Origin of the sequence: Oerskovia enterophila (genome assembly GCF_001692445.1) — a bacterium.
Classification (GTDB): Bacteria; Actinomycetota; Actinomycetes; order Actinomycetales; family Cellulomonadaceae; genus Oerskovia; species Oerskovia enterophila.
In genome coordinates this window covers 18,641-36,771 of sequence record NZ_MAQA01000005.1, presented here as the reverse complement: position 1 = coordinate 36,771, position 18,131 = coordinate 18,641, and the positions used below count along the sequence as shown (strand labels likewise).

At 73.7% G+C, this 18,131-nt stretch carries 14 protein-coding genes; 6 read left to right on the top strand and 8 right to left on the bottom strand.

Annotation, left to right across the window (positions count from 1 at the left end; all coding sequences use genetic code 11):
• Positions 1-57: 57 nt before the first annotated feature.
• The 7 genes from OERS_RS03460 to OERS_RS03430 form a co-directional block, all read right to left on the bottom strand.
• Positions 58-1,254, bottom strand: coding sequence for a ferrochelatase (locus OERS_RS03460; RefSeq protein WP_248948322.1), 1,197 nt, complete (start codon positions 1,252-1,254; stop codon positions 58-60).
• A 387-nt stretch (positions 1,255-1,641) separates the two neighbouring features.
• A complete protein-coding gene (locus tag OERS_RS03455) occupies positions 1,642-2,610 on the bottom strand; it encodes a carbohydrate ABC transporter permease (protein ID WP_068624604.1) in 969 nt (322 codons plus the stop codon).
• 146 nt (positions 2,611-2,756) lie between these two features.
• Complete coding sequence (locus OERS_RS03450) at positions 2,757-3,629, bottom strand: carbohydrate ABC transporter permease (RefSeq protein WP_068624474.1); 873 nt, start codon at positions 3,627-3,629, stop codon at positions 2,757-2,759.
• Between the two features lie 338 nt (positions 3,630-3,967).
• Entirely contained in the window at positions 3,968-5,359 is a 1,392-nt protein-coding gene (locus OERS_RS03445; protein WP_068624472.1) for an ABC transporter substrate-binding protein, read from the bottom strand.
• Positions 5,360-5,441: 82 nt separating this feature from the next.
• Positions 5,442-7,157 carry a glycoside hydrolase family 13 protein gene (locus OERS_RS03440; RefSeq protein ID WP_068624470.1) on the bottom strand — a complete coding sequence of 572 codons (1,716 nt, stop codon included), beginning with the start codon at positions 7,155-7,157 and terminating at the stop codon, positions 5,442-5,444.
• A 402-nt stretch (positions 7,158-7,559) separates the two neighbouring features.
• On the bottom strand, positions 7,560-8,579 hold the full coding sequence (locus OERS_RS03435; RefSeq protein ID WP_068624468.1) for a LacI family DNA-binding transcriptional regulator: 1,020 nt from the start codon (positions 8,577-8,579) through the stop codon (positions 7,560-7,562).
• Positions 8,580-8,661: 82 nt separating this feature from the next.
• Positions 8,662-9,027, bottom strand: coding sequence for an ACT domain-containing protein (locus tag OERS_RS03430; protein WP_068624603.1), 366 nt, complete (start codon positions 9,025-9,027; stop codon positions 8,662-8,664).
• Between the two features lie 118 nt (positions 9,028-9,145).
• On the opposite strand from OERS_RS03430, the gene OERS_RS03425 reads away from it, so the two are divergent.
• From OERS_RS03425 to OERS_RS03400, 6 genes are all read left to right on the top strand, one after another.
• Complete coding sequence (locus OERS_RS03425) at positions 9,146-10,957, top strand: beta-N-acetylhexosaminidase (RefSeq protein ID WP_083201196.1); 1,812 nt, start codon at positions 9,146-9,148, stop codon at positions 10,955-10,957.
• Positions 10,954-12,603 (top strand): N-acyl-D-amino-acid deacylase family protein, encoded by a 1,650-nt coding sequence (locus OERS_RS03420; protein WP_083201195.1) that lies wholly within the window; start codon positions 10,954-10,956, stop codon positions 12,601-12,603. Before OERS_RS03425 ends, OERS_RS03420 begins: the two co-directional genes overlap by 4 nt.
• Positions 12,600-13,475, top strand: a complete 876-nt coding sequence (locus OERS_RS03415; RefSeq protein ID WP_082849175.1) for an IclR family transcriptional regulator — start codon at positions 12,600-12,602, stop codon at positions 13,473-13,475. Before OERS_RS03420 ends, OERS_RS03415 begins: the two co-directional genes overlap by 4 nt.
• Positions 13,472-14,902, top strand: a complete 1,431-nt coding sequence (locus OERS_RS03410) for a type III PLP-dependent enzyme domain-containing protein (RefSeq protein WP_083201194.1) — start codon at positions 13,472-13,474, stop codon at positions 14,900-14,902. Before OERS_RS03415 ends, OERS_RS03410 begins: the two co-directional genes overlap by 4 nt.
• Before the next feature lie 69 nt (positions 14,903-14,971).
• Positions 14,972-15,379 (top strand): RidA family protein, encoded by a 408-nt coding sequence (locus OERS_RS03405; protein ID WP_068624466.1) that lies wholly within the window; start codon positions 14,972-14,974, stop codon positions 15,377-15,379.
• 110 nt (positions 15,380-15,489) lie between these two features.
• Positions 15,490-16,800: an AAA family ATPase gene (locus tag OERS_RS03400; RefSeq protein WP_068624464.1), complete on the top strand. Its 1,311-nt coding sequence runs from the start codon at positions 15,490-15,492 to the stop codon at positions 16,798-16,800.
• 67 nt (positions 16,801-16,867) lie between these two features.
• Here the strand turns inward: OERS_RS03400 and OERS_RS03395 are convergent, their stop codons facing one another.
• Positions 16,868-18,115, bottom strand: coding sequence for a glycerate kinase (locus tag OERS_RS03395; protein ID WP_083201193.1), 1,248 nt, complete (start codon positions 18,113-18,115; stop codon positions 16,868-16,870).
• Between the last annotated feature and the right edge of the window lie 16 nt (positions 18,116-18,131).

Below are 18,131 nucleotides of genomic sequence, written 5' to 3'. Positions count from 1 at the left end.
TGACGTCGGCGTCCCGAGGGCGGGTCGTGGCGACCAGGGGCCGCCGTGTCGTCGGGGTCAGCGGTGCACGTCGGTGCTGCACAGCGCCGGGATGCCGCTGGGCTCGCCGTCGCGGCGCAGGCAGCAGTCCGGTGCGCACACCGAGCGGAACGGGCCGAGCTCGCCCACGACGGCCTCGGCGAACTTCTCGTCGCGCGCGATGGCCGCACGCTCGAGGACCAGGTCCACCAGGCCCGCCACGAACGGGGCGCGGGTCCCCACGGTCCCGGCACGCACGGCCGTGATGCCCAGGCGCGACGCGGTCTCCATGGCCTCGGTGTCGAGGTCGTACGCGACCTCCATGTGGTCCGACACGAAGCCGATGGGCGAGAGCACGACGTTCGTGACGTCGTCGGCCGCGAGCGACTCGAGGTGGTCGTTGACGTCGGGCTCGAGCCACGGCTGCGCGGGCGGGCCCGAGCGCGAGCAGAACGTGAGGTTCCACTCGACCTCGTGGCCGAGTCGCGCCGAGACCTCCTCGGCGACGACGCGCGCCAGGTCGAGGTGCTGGCGCGAGTAGGTCGCGTGCGAGATGCGCGACGCGGCCTCCATGGTCAGCGGGATGGAGTGCGTGACGAACACGAGGCGGGCCTCGGTCACGTCGCCGCCCTTGGCCGCGAGCGCCTCGTAGGCCTCGAGCACGGCGTCGACGTTGGCCTGCGCGAACCCGGGGTGGTTGAAGTACGAGCGCACCTTGTCGAACTGGATGCCGGTCGAGCCGTCGGGGCCGAGCTCGCCGCGCGCGTCGAGCGTGAGCGCGAGGTCCTCGCGGTACTGGCGGCACCCGGAGTAGGACGAGAAGGCCGAGGTCACGAGGGCCACGACGCGCTGGGCGCCCGCACCGGCGAGCTGCTCGACGGCGTCGCGCGTGTACGGCTCCCAGTTGCGGTTGCCCCACACCACGGGCAGGTCGATCCCGCGCGAGGCGAGCTCCTCCTCGAGCGCGGCCTTGAGGGCCAGGTTCTGCTCGTTGATAGGGCTCTTGCCACCGAACCCGTAGTAGTGCTCGCCGACCTCCTCGAGGCGCGAGTCGGGGATCCCCTTGCCGACCGTGACGTTGCGCAGGAACGGCACGACGTCCTCGGGCTTGTTGGGCCCTCCGAACGAGTACAGGAGGAGGGCGTCGTAGGGGCGGACTTCTGCGGCAGCGGCAGGAGCGGTGCTGGTCCGTGCACCGGGTCCGGCGGCCGTCGTCTGAGGCGAGAACGAGGGCATGCCTGCCATCATGTCAGGCGTTCCTGGGGGTTCTCGGCCGGAGCCGGACGACCCCGACGTGACATTGACGGGACAGTTCGTCAGAACCGCCGGGAGTGAGGCTCGGGCCCGGCCCGTGGCGCGGGAGCGGTGGGACGAGCTGACGCGGGGGCCGCGGCACGGGCCGTCTCGCGTGCGTCGGACGGGCCCCGCCGCGCCAGGGCGGGACCAGCGCCGACAGGTGTGAGCGGCACGGTCGCGGAAGTGTGGCGCGAGCCGACGAGATGCGGCGAACGGGGGTCGAGAGGCGCTCTCGACCCCCGTTCGCCGCATCTCACGAGCGAGTGTCCGCGCGGTCAGCGCGAGCGCGCCGCCGTCGGCACCACGTGCCGCACCCGGCGCCCACGGCTACCCCTTGACCGCTCCCCCGAGCCCCGCACCCTGCAGGAACGTGCGCTGGAACACGAGGAACAACAGCACCGGGATGATGGTCGAGATCGCGAGCGCCGCGAGGAACACGCCCTTGTCGGTCGTGGCCGCGATCGCGGGCAGACGCACCGACAGCGGCTGGATCAGCGGGTCCTTGAGGACCAGGAGCGGCCAGAGGAAGTCCTTCCAGCTCGCGATGATCGCGAACACCGAGACCACGCCCAGGATCGGCTTGGACATGGGCAGCACGATCGACCAGAACAACCGGTAGGGACCCGCGCCGTCGACCCGTGCGGCCTCGAAGACCTCGCGCGGCAGGTTGTCGAAGAACCGCTGCACGAGCAGCACGTTGAACGCGCTCGCGCCCGCGGGCAGCCACACGGCCCAGAAGCTGTTGATGAGCGAGGTGCCCAGCAGCGGCGGGTTCAGGATCGTCAGGTACAGCGGGACGAGCAGCACCACGGCCGGGATGAACATGGTCGACAGCACCGCGGCCTGGATCGCCTTGCCGTAGCGCGGGCGCAGGACGGACAGCGCGTACCCGGCCGTCGTCGCGACGACCATCTGCACGGCCCACGAGCCCAGCGCGAGCCAGATCGTGTTGAAGAAGTACTTGCTGACCTGGACCTCGTTCCACGCCTTGTCGAGGTTGTCCCACGCGATGCCGTTCGGGAAGATCGCCATGGGAGTGCGCAGGATGTCCTGCGTGGGCGTGACCGCGAACTTGGCGAGCAGCAGCATGGGCCCGAGCCCCGCGACGACGAGCAGCACGAGCAGCAGGACGTGCGTCCCGCCCATCCCGAACCGCACCGAGGGGCGTCGCCAGTCGGCGGTCGACACGGCGCCGCGGTCGGCCACGGCATCCAGCGCCCGACGGCGGTTCTTGCGCTCGCGTGCCGCGTCGCCCTCGCGTCGGGTCAGCAGGGCCTTCTCGGCGAGCACGGCCATCGAGCCGCCCGCCTGGGCCGAGACCTCCTCGGGCGGGGGGTAGGTCCCGGGGCGTGCTGCGCCGTCGGGCAGGTCACCGGGCGTGGCCCCCCGCCCCGCGGGGGACGTGCCGCCCGAGGCGGCAGGACGGTCTGTGCGCGAGGTCGTCATGAGGTGCTCCAGGACCGGGTCAGGCGGAAGTACAGGGCGGAGAAGGCCGCGAGGGCGAGCGCGAGCATGAGCGACAGGGCCGTCGCTGCGCCGTAGTTGCCGCCCAGGCTGTTCGCGAACGCGTAGTTGTAGATGAGCAGCAGGATCGTGATCGTCGAGTTCGCGGGGCCGCCCCCCGTGAACAGGTACGGCTCGAGGAACACCTGCGCGGTCCCGATGATCTGCAGGATCAGCGTGATGAACAGGACCCCGCGCAGCTGGGGCATGGTCACGTGCCACACCTTGCGCCACACGCCCGCGCCGTCGACCTCGGCCGCGTCGTAGAGCTCGGGTGGGACGCTCGTGAGGGCCGCGAGGTAGATGATGATCGTGCCGCCCGCGCCGGCCCACGTGGCAGCGAGGACGAGCGAGGGCATGGCGGTCGACGCGTCCTGGAGCCACGGGTACGGGCCCAGGCCCACCCAGCCGAGGATCGTGTTGAACACCCCGTTGGGGCCGGCGTCGTAGAAGAACTTCCACAGCAGCACGGCCACGACGGGCGGCACCACGACCGGCAGGTAGGCCAGGGCCGAGTACAGGCCCTTGTACCGTCGGACCTCGCTCATCAGCACGGCGGCCACGAGCGGGATCGGGTAGCCGAACAGGAGCGCGAGGAACGCGAAGTACGCCGTGTTCTTGACCGCGGTCCACAGCAACGGGTCGGCCAGGACGTACCGGAAGTTGTCGAGCCCCACGAACTGGGTGTCGACGAGGTTCGTCTCCTGCACGCTCATGACGAGCGCGCGCACGATGGGGAACCACGAGAAGACCCCGAAGATCACGATCACGGGCAGCATGAAGATCAGGTTGCTCAGCCCGCCGCCACGCACCCAGGTCGCGGGCGACCGTCGTCGGGCGGGCTTGTCGGCGGGCGCTTCATGGCGTCTGCGCGGTGGTGCACTGGTCGCGGTCACGAGGGGTCCTTCGGGTCAGGGAGAGGAGAAGAGGGTTCCCGGTCGGTCGGAGGGGGCGCCCGCGACCGACCGGGAGGATGGGAGCCGGGCCGCCCGCTCTCACGAGCTCCGGGAGAGCCCGGGCGAGAACAGCGGCGAGGGCCGGGAGGTGAGGCGGGGGACGGGGCCGGGCCGCGGCGGGTCTGGCGGGAGGCCGAGGAACGAGGCCGGATGGAAGGCCCGGCCCCGTCCCCCGCGTCACCTCCCCCAGGGACTCACCCCTGGTCGAGCAGCGCCTGTGCCTGCTTGTTCGCGTCCGCCAGCAGCTTGTCGATGTCGGCGTTCTGGTCGGTCAGCACGGCCTGGACGACGGGGTCCATGAGCGCATAGACCTCCTGCGTCTTCTGCGACGGCTCACCGACGAGGGGCAGGTCGAACATGGTGTCGGTGTACCCGGTCATCTGGTTCAGCGGGACGTTGATGTAGTCCTTGATCCATTCCTGGTTCTCGAGGTACTGCTCCTTGCTGAACATGGGGAGCACCGGCGTGCCGACGGGCTGGTCGCTCGCGACGAGCGTCTGGGCGTCCTTGACGGCGGCGTCCTGGTCGACGAGCTTGTTGAGGTAGAAGAAGTCGATCCACTTGACGGCGGCGGCCTTCTTGTCGTCGGTGGCCTTGGCGGGCATCGCGGCGAGGGTGCCGCCCGTGAGGACGCCGGCGTCGTCGCCGTCGAGCGGGAGCGCGGTCAGCCCGTAGGTCGCGGGGTCGAGCCCGTTGGACTGGACCATCGAGGTGTAGACGTCGGAGCCCGACGTGTACATGCCGACCTGGCCTGCGGCGAAGGCCTCGTTCATGGTGCCCCAGTCGAGCAGGAAGTTGCTGCCCATGGAGTTGTCCTCCCAGCGCAGGGCCTGCAGGAACTCGAGGGCCTCCTTGGTGCCGTCGTTGTCGAGCGACTCGGTGGCCTTGCCGTCGTCGCCGACCTCCTGGACGCGTCCGCCGCGCGAGTAGGTGTTGACGGTGAGCTGCCAGCCGCCCGTGTTGTTCTGGGTCATCTGGGCGTAGCCGGCGACGCCGGGGTTGGCGTCGGCGATCTTCTTGGCGTACTCGCGGACCTGGTCCCAGGTGGTGGGCGGCGAGTCGGGGTCGAGGCCTGCGGACTCGAACAGGGCCCGGTTGTAGTGGAGGCCGACGCCGTAGACGTTCTTGGCGGGGATCGCGTAGACGTGGCCGTCGGGGCCGGTCCCGGCCTCGATGATCGCCGGGTTGAACTTGTCGGCGTAGGGCAGGGTGCGGAACTGGGTGTCGAGGTCCGCGATCTGCTTGTTCTCGACGAGGGTCTTGGCGTCGGTGAACGGGATCTCGAACACGTCGGGCAGCGTGCCGCCGGCGAGCTGGGCGGCGAACGTGGTCGCCTTCCACTCGTACTCCTCGGGCACGACGTCGATGTCGGGGTTGGCGTCCTCGAACTGCTTGACCTGCTCGTTGAAGGCGTCGATCGCCTCGGGCTCGGAGCCGGGAAGGAGGGAGACGACCTTGAGGGTGGTCTTCCCGTCGGCGGACTCGCCGTCGCCGTCGCCCGAGCCGGAGCTCGAGCAGGCGGCGAGGGCGGTGGCGGTGAGGGCCCCCACGAGGGTGAGGGCGATCGCGCGGCGTGTGGACTTCATTGTCTCTGCTCCTTGTGCGGGCGGGTGCGCTGGGCGGTGCTGCTCAGCACGGTGCGGTGGTGGGTGCGGGTGGGTGGGCTGGTCAGGTCGGGGTGGTGCCGGTCGCGTGGCCCGGCGGGGTGCGCCGGAGCCACGCGGCCGTGTCGGTGGGGAGCTCGACGCCAGAGGCGCCCTGCTCGAGGTCGGCGCTCGCCAGGAGCACGTCGTACCCCGCGGGCAGGGGGACGGCGGGGCCCAGGTTGACGACGCACAGCACGTCGCCGCGCGTGAACGCGAGGAGGTCGCCGGTCACGTCGCCCGGGCCGCTGCCGACGAAGACGTCGTCGGCCCAGGCGAAGCCACCGCGGAACGCGGGGTCGTCGTGGCGCAGCGCGAGGACGCGGCGGTAGAGGCTGAGCATCGACGCGTCGTCGCCCGCCTGCGCCTCGACCGACAGGTCGCCCCACCCGGCCGGCTGGGGCAGCCAGGGGTGAGTGCCGCCGTCGGGCCCGAACCCTTGGCTGCTCCCGCCGCGCGCCCACGGCAGGGGGACGCGGCAGCCGTCGCGGCCGGGGTCCACTCCCCCGGACCGGAAGTGCATGGGGTCGTTGATGACGTCGAGCGGGAGGTCCTCGACCTCGGGCAGGCCGAGCTCGTCGCCCTGGTAGACGTACAGCGAGCCGGGCAGCGCGGCGGAGAGCAGGGCGGCCGCCCGTGCCCGACGGCGTCCCGCGGCCAGGTCGGTCGGCGTCCCGAAGCGCTTGGCGCCGAACGAGAACGCGCTGTCCTCACGGCCGTAGCGCGTCACGGGGCGGGTCACGTCGTGGTTGGACAGGACCCACGTGGCGGGGGCGCCCACGGGGGCGTGCGCGTCGAGCGTCGTCTGGACGGACTCGCGCAGCGACTTGGCGTCCCAGGGGCGGGCCATGAAGTCGAAGTTGAACGCGGTGTGCATCTCGTCGGGGCGCAGGTACTGCGCGAACCGGGAGCGGTCGGCGAGCCAGACCTCGCCCACCAGGACGCGCGGCTCGTCGTAGGACTCGGCGACGGTGCGCCAGCCGCGGTAGATGTCGTGGATCTCGTCGCGGTCGACGTGGGGGTGCTCGCCCGGGCCGGGGTGGGCCGGGACCTCGGGGAGCGTCGCGTCCTTGACGAGCAGGGCCGCGGAGTCGATGCGGATGCCCGCGGCACCACGGTCGAACCAGAACCGCAGGATGTCCTCGTGCTCGCGTCGGACGTCGGGGTGGTTCCAGTTGAGGTCCGGCTGCTCGGGCGTGAACAGGTGCAGGTACCACTCGCCGGGCGTGCCGTCGTGGTTCGTGGTGCGGGTCCAGGTGGTGCCCTGGAAGTCGGAGACCCAGTGCGTGGGCATCTCGTCGCCGCCCGGGCCCTTGCCGGGGTGGAACCAGAAGCGCTCGCGCTCGGGCGAGCCGGGGCCCGCGTCGAGCGCGGCCTGGAACCAGCGGTGCGCGGCCGAGACGTGGTTGGGCACGACGTCGACGATCGTGCGGATGCCCAGCTCCCGGGCCTCGGCGATGAGCTGCTCGGCCTCGGTGAGGGTGCCGAACTGCGGGTCGATCTCGCGGTAGTCCGCGACGTCGTAGCCGCCGTCGGCGAGCGGGGACAGGTACCAGGGGGTGAACCAGATCGCGTCGACGCCCAGGTCGCGCAGGTACGGCAGACGCTGCCGCACGCCGGCCAGGTCGCCCGTGCCGTCGCCGTCGCCGTCCGCGAAGCTGCGTACGTACACCTGGTAGATGACCGCGTCCCGCCACCAGGTGGGGTCGGCCGTCGTTCGGGTCGAGTCGTCCTCGCGCACCGTGTCCTCGTCTTCCGTCCGTCCCGTTCAGCGATGAACGGGTGCTCTGCGTCGAGCGCGGCGTCCCGGGTGGGCGGGCCGCTGGACTCCCGATCCGTGGATCCGGCGTCTTGGGCATCAACGTAATCACTCGACAGCAATCGCGCAAGAACTCGACAGTAGCGTTATCGAAACGCGACCTTTGGCGGTGGTCAGGGCGACTCCCGGGCAGCGCGTCGCTGAGTGCGGAGTTCTTGCGCGACTCGCCGGGTGCGTCGCGCAAGAACTCCGCACTCAGCGAGCAGCTCCGGGCACGACGAAGGGCGCCGCCCCGGGTTCCCCCAGGGCGGCGCCCTCAGTGCCGCTCGACCAGCCGGTGCCGCTCGACCAGCCGGTGCTGCCCGCCTAGCGGGTACCGCTCGCCTAGCGAGTACCGCTCGTGCTCAGCGGCGCGGTCGAGGCGCGCACCACGAGCTCGGGCTCGAACAGCAGCTCGTCGCGGGACACGTCGGCCCCCGCGATCATGCTCGCGAGCAGGTCCACGGCCGCGCGCCCCATGGGCTCGATGGGCTGGCGGACGGTCGTGAGCGCGGGGTCGGTCGAGTTCATGAGCGCCGAGTCGTCGTACCCGACGACCGACACGTCGGTCGGGACCTCGCGCCCGGCCCGGCGCACCGCCCGGATCGCGCCGAGCGCGAGCGGGTCGCTCGCGCACACGATCGCGGTCGCACCGGCCTCGAGGAGCCGCACCGAGGCGGCCTGGCCGCTCTCGAGCGAGTACTGGCTGTGCTGGACGAGCGCGGGATCGATCGTGACGCCGTGGCGCGCCGCGAGGGCGTGCGCCGCCGCGAGCTTGCGCTCGGACGGGATGTGGTCGGCGGGGCCGAGCAGGAGCCCGATCCGGCGGTGCCCCAGGGACAGGACGTGCCCGAGCGCCTGGTTCATGGCGACCACGTCGTCGCACGAGACCCGTGGGAAGTCGAGCGACTCGATCGAGGCGTTCATGAGGACCACGGGCAGGTTGCGCTCGGCCAGGCGCCGGTAGGGCTCGTGGTCGGCCTCGCGCTGGGCGTAGAAGCCGCCCGCGAAGAGCACGCCCGAGACCTGCTGGCCGAGCAGCAGGTCGATGTACTCGGACTCGGTGATGCCGCCCGCGGTGCGCGTGCAGAGCACGGGCGTGAACCCCTGCTGAGCCAGTGCGCCGCCGATGACCTCGGCGAACGCGGGGAAGATGGGGTTGGCGAGCTCGGGGAGGACGAGGCCGACGAGTCGGCCTCGTTCACCGCGCAGCTTGGTGGGGCGCTCGTACCCGAGCACGTCGAGGGCCGTGAGGACGGAGTCGCGCGTCGCCTGGGAGACCCCTGGCTTGCCGTTGAGCACGCGGCTGACCGTGGCCTCGCTGACGCCGACCTTCTTGGCTACCTCGGCAAGTCGTCTGGACATGCTGCTGACTATACGCAGCGCGCAAGCCGCTTGCGTTCACTTGCGCAACCTTGAGCAGCGCCGTCAGCGCCCTTCCGCGCCGTCAGCGCCCCCGCGTCACGGTGTGCCCCGCGTCGACCAGCACGTCCACGGCGGCCTCGACCGAGTCCTCGGGGACCAGCACGAGGTCCGCGTGGAACGTCGAGGCGACGAACACCGCGATGCTCGCGTCGGCGAGCGGCCCGACGAGCGCCGCGAGCATGCCCGGCATGCCCAGCCCGTGCGGGTCGCCGTAGAACCCCGCCCAGCGGTCGCCACCGCCACCGAAGGGCGAGGCCTCGCGCAGGACCGTCAGGCCCTCGGGCGCACGCACGAGCGCGACCCACTCGTCGTCGTCCGGGAACGCGGAGTGGGGCTCGTGCGCGAGCGTGAAGAACGAGTCGAGGAGGCGCAGCTTCTGGGCGGGCATGCCCGCGAGCCTAGGGCGCGCCACCGACACGCGGATCACCACCCCGACCGTCGTGCAGTGCACAACGACCCGTGTGCGCGGCACACCACGAGCGCCGCGCCGTGGTTAGGCTCGACAGGTGAGCGCCCCCACCCTCTCGCCCGGGCTCCTGCCCGCGCCCGTGAGCCTTCAGCCCGCCACCGGCTCCTTCCCGCTGACCGACGGCACGCCCGTCCGTACGGACCCGGCCCTCGCCGCGGCCGCGCGCTGGTGGCGTCGGACCACGGAGGCGGCGTTCGGCGTCGACCTCCCGTTCGTCGTCGGTGACGGCGCCGTTGACAGCCCCGCCGCAGCTCCCGGCGGCGCTCCCCGAGGGGCGCACCAGGCGAACGTCACGCCCGACGACGCAGCCCGCCCGGGCGTGACCCTCGCCCTCGACGCGTCGCGCCCCGCGGGCGGCTACCGCCTCGAGATCACCCCGCAGGCCGTGCTGCTCACGGCCGCGGACGCGGCCGGTGCCCACGCGGGTGCCCAGACCCTGCGCCAGCTCGCAGGCCCGCAGGCCTACCGCACGGCGCCGGTCGCCGCGGCCCCCGGGACCCCGGCGAGCACCGTCCACCTGCCCGCCCTCACCGTCGAGGACCACCCGCGCTTCGGCTGGCGAGGCGTCCTGCTCGACGTCGCCCGGCACTTCCTGCCCACGCGCGAGGTGCTGCGGTTCATCGACCTCGCGGCGGCGCACAAGCTCAACGTGGTCCAGCTCCACCTCACGGACGACCAGGGCTGGCGCATGCAGGTCCACCGCTACCCGCTCCTGACCGAGGTCGGCGGCTGGCGCACCGAGTCGAACGTCGGGACGTGGCGCACGGGGGTCTTCGACGGCCGCCCGCACGGCGGCTTCTACACCCAGGACGACCTGCGCGAGATCGTCGCCCACGCGCGCGAGCGGGGCGTCGTCGTCGTGCCGGAGATCGACGCGCCGGGGCACGTCGAGGCGGCCGTCGCGGCCTACCCGTTCCTCGGGACCCGCAAGACCCCGCACACGGTGCGCACCACGTGGGGCGTGAGCACCGAGGTGCTCGACCCGTCCGACGAGGCGCTCGAGTTCTTCACGAACGTGCTGGACGAGGTCCTGGACGTCTTCGACTCCCCCTGGATCGCGATCGGCGGCGACGAGGTCCCCACGACGCTGTGGCGCGAGAGCCCGGCGATCGTGGCCCTCGCCGAGCAGCGTGGCCTCGCGGACGTCGCCGACCTCGCGGGCTGGTTCCTGGCCCGCCTGAGCGAGCACGTCACGGCCCAGGGGCGTCGGGCGGTCGTGTGGGACGAGGGCTTCGGCGAGCAGCTCCCGCGCGACGTCGTCGTGACCGCGTGGCGCGGCTTCACCGTGGGGGCGGACGCGCTCGAGGCGGGCAACGACGTCGTCATGGCCCCGGAGCAGGTCGTCTACCTGGACCACCGTGCGGGTGACGGCGAGGACGAGCCCGTCCCCGTGGGGTTCCTGCGCACGGTCGAGGACGTCCTCGCGTTCGACCCGTTCCCGCCCGAGGTCCTCGCGCAGTACCCGGGCCTCGACGCGGCGCCCGGTCGTCTGCTGGGTGCCCAGGCCGAGGTCTGGTCCGAGCACCTCGACTCGCCGCGCCGCGTCGACTACGCGGCGTTCCCCCGCCTCGCGGCGTTCGCGGAGGTCGTCTGGAGCCCGACGGCGGAGCGCACCCCGGGCGGTCCGGCCTCGGCCGAGTTCCTCGCTCGGCTCGAGCAGGACCACCTGCCGCGCCTCGACGCGGCGGGCGTCGAGTACCGCCCGCTCGACGGGCCGAAGCCCTGGCAGCGGCGTCCGGGCGTGCACGGGTTCCTGCGCCACCTCGACCAGGAGATGGCCGCGGGCGGCTACGCCGGCGTGGGCGGCTGGGTCGAGGGACGCGACGCGAGCTCGGAGGGGCAGGCATGAGCACCACGGACCGTCAGGACACCCACGGCCCGGCTGCAGGGGGCTCGGCGGGCGTGACGCTCGTCGTCCGCGGCGCACGGCTCACCACCCCGGAGGGGCTGTCGGGGCCCGTGGACCTGCTGGTCGCAGGAGACGTGATCGACCACGTCGTGCCGGCGGGCAGCGTGCCCGTCCCCGCCGGGGCGCACGTGATCGAGGCCGCGGGCCGCATCGCGTTCCCCGGCTTCGTCGACTCCCACGTGCACGGCGAGGCCGCGGTCCTGGACCCTGACGTGCAGCTCGCGATGCTGCGCCAGGGCGTCACGAGCATCGTCGTGGGCCAGGACGGCGTCTCCTACGCCCCCTCCGCGAGGCAGCCCGTCGCGGACGGGACCCACGACGCGCACACCTGGGCGACCGGCTACTTCAGCGCGATCAACGGCGAGCACCCCACGTTCCGGGGCGGCTCGGTCGCCGACCTGCTCGCGACGTACGAGGGCACCACTCCCCTCAACGTCGCCTACCTCGTCCCGCACGGCACGCTGCGCTACGACGTCCTGGGCGGCGCGGCCCGACCCGCGAGCCCCGAGGAGACGGGCCGCATGGTCGCCCTGCTGCGCGAGGCCCTCGACGACGGCGCGTGCGGCATGTCCACAGGCCTCGAGTACGCGCCGGCCTCGAACGCGACCGACGACGAGCTGGTCGCGCTGACCCGTGTCCTCGCCGAGCACGACCTGCCCCACGTGAGCCACATGCGCGGCTACGAGGACAGGGCCGGGTCCGCGATGGCCGAGCTCGTCCGGGTCGCCCGGGCGTCGGGCGTCGCGACCCACGTCTCGCACTACCACGGGCCCGCGGACGAGCTCATCGGCTACGTCGAGGACGCCCACGCGGCCGGGCTCGACGTCACGTTCGACTCCTACCCGTACCTGCGCGGCTGCTCGATCCTCTCGATGGTCTCGCTGCCCACGTGGTTGCCCGTCGCGGACCCGGACGCCACGGTCGCGATGCTCCAGGACCCCGACGTCGTCGCGCGCCTCCGCGCCGAGCACTTCCCCGGCCTCGCGGACCTCTGGGAGCGCGTGACCATGGCCGCCGTGCCCGGCGAGCTGCAGTGGAGCGAGGGCATGGCGCTGCTCGACGTCGCCGACCGCCTGGGCCTCGACCCCGTCGAGACGACGCTGCGGATCCTGGTCTCGACCCACCTGCGCGCGGGCTGCGTGTTCGCCCAGCCCCCCACCAACTCCCCCGGGTCCGTCCGGGCGCTGCTGCGCCACCCGGCGCAGATGGGCGGATCGGACGCGATCTACCAGGGCGGGCGCCCGCACCCGCGCGGCTGGGGGGCGTTCGCGCGCTTCCTCGCCGAGCACGTGCGCGCGCTCGGCGACTGGACGTGGCACGACGCCGAACGGCACCTGTCGACGGCCGCCGCCGAGCGCTTCGGGTTCGGCGACCGCGGGGTCCTGCGGCCGGGCGCACGCGCCGACGTCGTGCTGCTCGACCCCGAGACCGTGCAGGACGTCGCGACGTACGAGGACCCGCGCCGTCCCGCGACCGGGATCGACGACGTGCTCGTCGCGGGCGTGCCCGTGCTCGCGGGCGGGCGGCCCACCGGTGCCACCCCCGGGCGGGCGCTGCGCCCGACCGTCCTGGCGGGGCGCGCATGACGGCGACCGCGCGGGAGGCGGCGAGCGCCGCCCACCCGGGGCGGCAGGCGCTCCCGGACGCGTCGGCGCCCGCCGCCGACGCCGCCCGGAACTCGTCCCAGTCGCTCCGCCGCGCCCTGACGATCCTCGACGCCCTGCGTCACGACGCGGCCCGCGGCCTGAGCCTCGTCGAGCTCGCGGACGTCCTGGGCGCGCACAAGAGCACGGTCTCTCGCCTGCTGGCGCCGCTCGTCGAGGTCCACCTGGTCCGGCGCACCCCGGGCGGACGGTTCGTGCTGGGCGCCGGCACGCTCCGGCTCGGCCAGGCCTACCTCGAGGGGCTCGACCTGCGCACGGTCGCCGAGCCCCACCTCGCGGACCTCATGCGGGCCTCGGGGGCCACGTGCCACCTCGTGGTGCGCGACGGTCTCGACGTCGTCTACATCGACAAGAAGGAGAACACCGCGGTCGTGCGCATGGCCTCGCGCATCGGACGCCGCATGCCGCTGTACTGCACGGGAGTCGGCAAGGCGATCCTCGCCGCGAGCGACGTCGACCTGCTGGAGTCCGTGCTCGACCACCCGCTGCCCGCCGTGACCGCGCGGACCCTGACGGACCCCGACGCCCTGCGCGCCGAGCTCCGCACGGTCGCACAGCGCGGCTACGCGATCGACGACCGCGAGAACGAGGCCGAGGTGCGCTGCGTCGCGGCCGCCGTCGTCGACCACACGGAGACCGCGATCGGCGCGCTCTCCGTCTCCGCCCTCGCCTCGCACATGCCGCCCGCGCGGGTGCGCGAGCTGGGCCCGCTCGTCGTGCAGGCCGCCCGCGCGGTCTCCGCCGGGATGGGCTCCGTGCGCTGCGGCTACGAACCCACCGGGAGGAACGCATGACCGACCCCACCCAGGCTGCCCACCCCACCCAGCCGTCCGCCCGCGCGACCGTCCCCGCGGACCCGAGCGCCGTCGTCGGGCCCGCGACCAAGGGCCTGCGGCTCGACGCCGAGCGGACCGTCGCGGACGTCCTCGCGGACTCCCCCCGCATCACCGACGACGCCTTCTCCTGGCCGCTGCTGACGCTCGACGACGCGGCCCTCGACCACAACGTCTCGCTCATGGCGCGGCTGTGCGCCGAGCACGGCGTCGAGCACGCACCGCACGTCAAGACCGCGATGTCCCGCGGGCTCTACGCCCGTCAGGCCCGCGCCGGGGCCTGGGGCGCGACCGTCGCGAACCCGGCGCAGCTCCGCGTGGTGCGCACGTGGGGCGTCGAGCGGGTGTTCCTCGCGAACGAGCTCATGGATCCGCGCGAGATCGCGTGGCTGCGCCGCGAGCTCGAGGCCTCGGTCGCCCCCGGCGGCACCCCCTGCGAGGTGTGGGTCTACGTCGACTCGATCGAAGGCGTCGGGCTGCTCTCGCGCGGCTTCGCGGGCGCCTCGCCCCAGGTCGTCGCAGGCCTCGGCGTGCTCGTCGAGGTCGGCGTCCCCGGCGGCCGGACGGGCGTGCGCAGCACGGCCGACGCGCTGGGTCTCGCGCGGGCCGTGCGTGCCGCGGGACTGCGCGTGCCCGGGGTCGCCGGGTACGAGGGGTCGGCCGCGGGCGGCACCACGCCCGAGGACCTGGACAAGGTCACGGCCTACTGCCGGGGCCTGCGCGACGTCGCGGCCGCGTTCGTCCGCGAGGGCCTGGTGCCCGGCGACGAGCCCGTGGTCGTGACCGCGGGGGGCAGCTCGTTCCTCGACGTCGTGCTCGCCGAGCTCCCCGGGCCGCTCACGGTCACGGGCACGGGTGACGGGGTGGACGGTGGCGGCGGCGCCGACGGGGGCGGGACCACCCGCGACGTCCGCGTGGTCGTGCGCTCGGGCGCCTACCTCACGCACGACCACGGGTTCTGCGCCCGCATGGACCCGTGGGACCGCATCCCGGGCGGCGAGCCCATGCACGCGGCCGCGGTCGTGTGGGGCCAGGTGCTCTCGGTCCCCGAGCCGGGGCTCGTCCTGTGCGGTGTGGGGCGACGCGACGTGTCGTACGACATCGACCTGCCCACCGCGCTGTGGCTGCGCACGCTCGACGAGAACGGAGGTCTGCGCCCCGCGCACGACCTCGCGGGCGCGCGCGTCACGGGCCTCAACGACCAGCACCTGTACCTCACGGTCGACCCCGCACCCGCGGGCAGCGCCCCGGTCACGACGCAGATCCGGCCCGGCGACGTCGTCGGGTTCGGGATCTCGCACCCGTGCACGCTGTTCGACAAATGGCGCGTGGCGGCCGTGGTGGGCGACGACGACCAGGTGGTCGACCTGGTCGGCACCGAGTTCTGACGCTGCCCGTCCCGGACCACCCAGCATCACCCGCGACATCCCGAGAGAAACCCGAGAGAAAGAGGCACGATGAGCACCGCCAAGTCCCCGATCAGCACCCCGCACGCACCGGCACCGGCCCACACGTTCCACCAGGGCGTGCGCAAGGGCCCGTTCGTCCAGGTCTCGGGTCAGGGGCCGGTCGACCCCGCGACGAGCGAGTACCTGTTCCCCGGCGACGTCGCCGCGCAGACCACGCGGACCCTGGAGAACGTCAAGGCCATCGTCGAGGGCGCGGGCGCCACGTTCGACGACGTCGTGATGCTGCGCGTGTACCTCACCAAGCGCGAGGACTTCCCGATCATGAACGACGCGTACGGCGCGTTCGTCGAGGCCAACTGCCCGGGCGGCGTGCTGCCCGCCCGCACCACGGTCTTCACGGGCCTGCCCCGCGAGGAGATGCTGGTCGAGATCGACGCGTTCGCGATCACGGACTGACCCCTTCGCCGCCGAGTGCACGGTTCGGCTGCGACACGCCCGGCGAGTCGCAGCCGAACCATGCACTCGGCGGAACGCGCGTCGTGGGTGACCGCGCCTAGCCTGGCGGGATGATCGAGACGCTCGCCATCGAGGGCTACCGCTCGCTGCGGCACCTCGTCCTGCCGCTCGGCCGGCTCACGGTCGTGACGGGTGCCAACGGCGCGGGCAAGTCGAGCCTGTACCGCTCGCTGCGCCTGCTCGCCGAGTGCGCGCTGGGCGGCGCGGTCGGGGCGCTGGCCCGCGAGGGCGGGCTGCCCTCGACGCTGTGGGCCGGGCCGGAGGTGATCGGCCGCTCGGTGCGCGCGGGCGTGCACCCCGTGCAGGGCACGGTCCGCAACGGACCGGTCGCGCTGCGCCTGGGCTTCGCGAGCGGCCCGGACCTCCTGCCCGACGGCGCCACCCCCGCAGGTCCACCCCTCACGGGCGCGTACGGGTACGCGATCGACCTGGGGCTGCCGCAGGACGGCGGCGAGTCGTTCGGCCTGGACCCGGAGATCAAGACCGAGGTCGTGTGGTCGGGCCCTGTGCTGCGACCCGCGACGCTGGTCGCCGACCGACACGGCCCGTCGGTCCGGCTGCGCGACGAGGACGGGTCGTGGCAGGTGTCGGGTCGGCGCCTGCGGTCGTTCGACAGCATGCTCTCGGAGGTCGTGGACCCCGTGGGCGCACCCGAGCTCGTGCTCGTGCGCGAGCGGCTGCGGTCCTGGCGCTTCTACGACCAGTTCCGCACCGACGCCCTGGCTCCGGCCCGCGGCGCGCACGTCGGCACCCGGACCCCCGTCCTGGCGCACGACGGCGCCGACCTCGCCGCAGCGCTCGAGACGATCCGCGAGCTGGGGCTGGCCGACGAGCTGGACGCCGCGGTCGAGGACGCGTTCCCGGGGTCGACCGTGCGGGTCCGTGCGGCGGACGACGGCCGGTTCTCGCTCGAGCTGCGCCAGCACGGCCTGCTGCGTCCCCTGGGCAGCGCCGAGCTGTCCGACGGCACGCTGCGCTACCTGCTGTGGGTCGCCGCGCTGCTCACGCCCCGGCCCCCTGAGCTGCTCGTGCTCAACGAGCCCGAGACCAGCCTGCACCCCGACCTGCTGCCCGCGCTGGGGTCGTTGATCGCGGGGGCCGCGCAGCGCACGCAGGTCGTGGTGGTGACGCACTCGGGGGCGCTCGTGCGGGCCATGGAGGAGGCGGCGGACGGCTCGCGCGCGTCGGGGACGTCGGCGCTGTCGGCACCGGGAGGCCGCGCGCCCCGGACCGGTCACGCTGGGGCGCGCGGACTGCCCGGGCTCGGGCACGTCGAGCTCGTCAAGGAGCTCGGGGAGACGACCGTCGCGGGCCGCGAGGGTCCGCTCGACGAGCCGCTGTGGCACTGGCCGAAGCGCTGAGTGCATGATCCTGCGGCGACTCGCCGGGTGTGTCGCTGCAGGATCATGCACTCGGCGGGTCCCGGGATCAGCGGCGCACGGACCCCAGGTACAGGCTCATGACCGACGCCGCGAGCTCGGCCAACCTGCTCCCCGTGCGCCCCACGAGCTCGTCGAGGTCGATCGGCCCCGGAGCGATCGAGAACGCGGCCGTGACCCCTGCGGCCCGGGCGCGCTGGGCGGGCAGCAGGACCTGCCCCGCGAGCACCACCACCGGAGGCCTCCCGGGAGCCGCCGCAGCGAGCGTGCCGATCGCGTCCGCGACCTTGCCGTTGACCGACTGCGAGTCGAACGAACCCTCGCCCGTGAGCACCAGGTCCGCGTCCGCGACGGCCGCGGGCAGCCCGATGCTCTGCGCGACCAGGGTCGCGCCGTGCTCGAGCTCGGCGCCCAGGACCGCGACGAGCGCCGCGGGCACCCCGCCCGCGGCCCCAGCCCCCGAGAGCTCGTGCGTGCGCACCCCGGTCTCGCGCTCGAGCAGGTCGGCCCAGCGCACGAGGGCCGCGTCGAGGAACGCGACGTCCGACCCGCGCGCGCCCTTCTGCGGGCCGAACACCGCCGCCGCTCCGCGCTCGCCCACGAGCGGGTTCGTCACGTCGACCGCCACGCGCCAGCGCACCTCACGGGCGCGTGGGTGCAGCCCGTCGAGGTCGAGGCCCACGACGCGCGCGAGCCCCTCGCCGCCGTCGGGCACGACCCTGCCCGCGAGCTCCCCGTCCGTCGAGGACGGGACCGTCGCCGGCTCGTGCGCGACCAGCCGCGCCCCGAGGCCCGTGAGGAGACCCGCCCCGCCGTCGGTCGAGGCCGACCCGCCGAGGCACACGAGGACCTCCTCGACCCCCGCGTCCAGGACTGCGGCGGCGACCGCGCCCGTGCCGCGCGTGTGCGCGTGCAGGGGCTGGAGGGCGACGTCGCTCACGTCGGGCAGGCCGCTCGCGGCGGCGAGCTCGACCACACCGACCCGGCCGTCGGCCGAGACCCCGTAGCGGGCCGTGTGCGGCCGGCCGATCGCGTCGACCGTGACGAGCTCACGTGCCGGCACGCCCCAGACCGCGAGGAGCGCGTCGAGCGTGCCCTCCCCGCCGTCGGCCATGGGCAGGAGCGTGAGGAGGGCGTCGGGCGCGGCGGCCAGGACCCCGTCCGCGATGTGCCGCGCGACCGCGTCCGCGGTCGCCGACCCCTTGAACGAGTCGGGCGCGATCACGACCCGCAACGGTCGCGCTCCGCCGGGTGGGTCGAGGGTCCGGGAGGCGTCGGTGTTCGTCGTCGAAGGCACGTCCCGATCGTAGCCA

Bases quoted from the DNA above. Each gene is read 5' to 3' on its own strand.
- OERS_RS03460 (WP_248948322.1), bottom strand. From the start codon at position 1,254: ATGCCCTCGTTCTCGCCTCAGACGACGGCCGCCGGACCCGGTGCACGG.
- OERS_RS03455 (WP_068624604.1), bottom strand. From the start codon at position 2,610: ATGGCCGTGCTCGCCGAGAAGGCCCTGCTGACCCGACGCGAGGGCGAC.
- OERS_RS03445 (WP_068624472.1), bottom strand. From the start codon at position 5,359: ATGAAGTCCACACGCCGCGCGATCGCCCTCACCCTCGTGGGGGCCCTC.
- OERS_RS03435 (WP_068624468.1), bottom strand. From the start codon at position 8,579: ATGTCCAGACGACTTGCCGAGGTAGCCAAGAAGGTCGGCGTCAGCGAG.
- OERS_RS03430 (WP_068624603.1), bottom strand. From the start codon at position 9,027: ATGCCCGCCCAGAAGCTGCGCCTCCTCGACTCGTTCTTCACGCTCGCG.
- OERS_RS03420 (WP_083201195.1), top strand. From the start codon at position 10,954: ATGAGCACCACGGACCGTCAGGACACCCACGGCCCGGCTGCAGGGGGC.
- OERS_RS03415 (WP_082849175.1), top strand. From the start codon at position 12,600: ATGACGGCGACCGCGCGGGAGGCGGCGAGCGCCGCCCACCCGGGGCGG.
- OERS_RS03410 (WP_083201194.1), top strand. From the start codon at position 13,472: ATGACCGACCCCACCCAGGCTGCCCACCCCACCCAGCCGTCCGCCCGC.
- OERS_RS03405 (WP_068624466.1), top strand. From the start codon at position 14,972: ATGAGCACCGCCAAGTCCCCGATCAGCACCCCGCACGCACCGGCACCG.
- OERS_RS03400 (WP_068624464.1), top strand. From the start codon at position 15,490: ATGATCGAGACGCTCGCCATCGAGGGCTACCGCTCGCTGCGGCACCTC.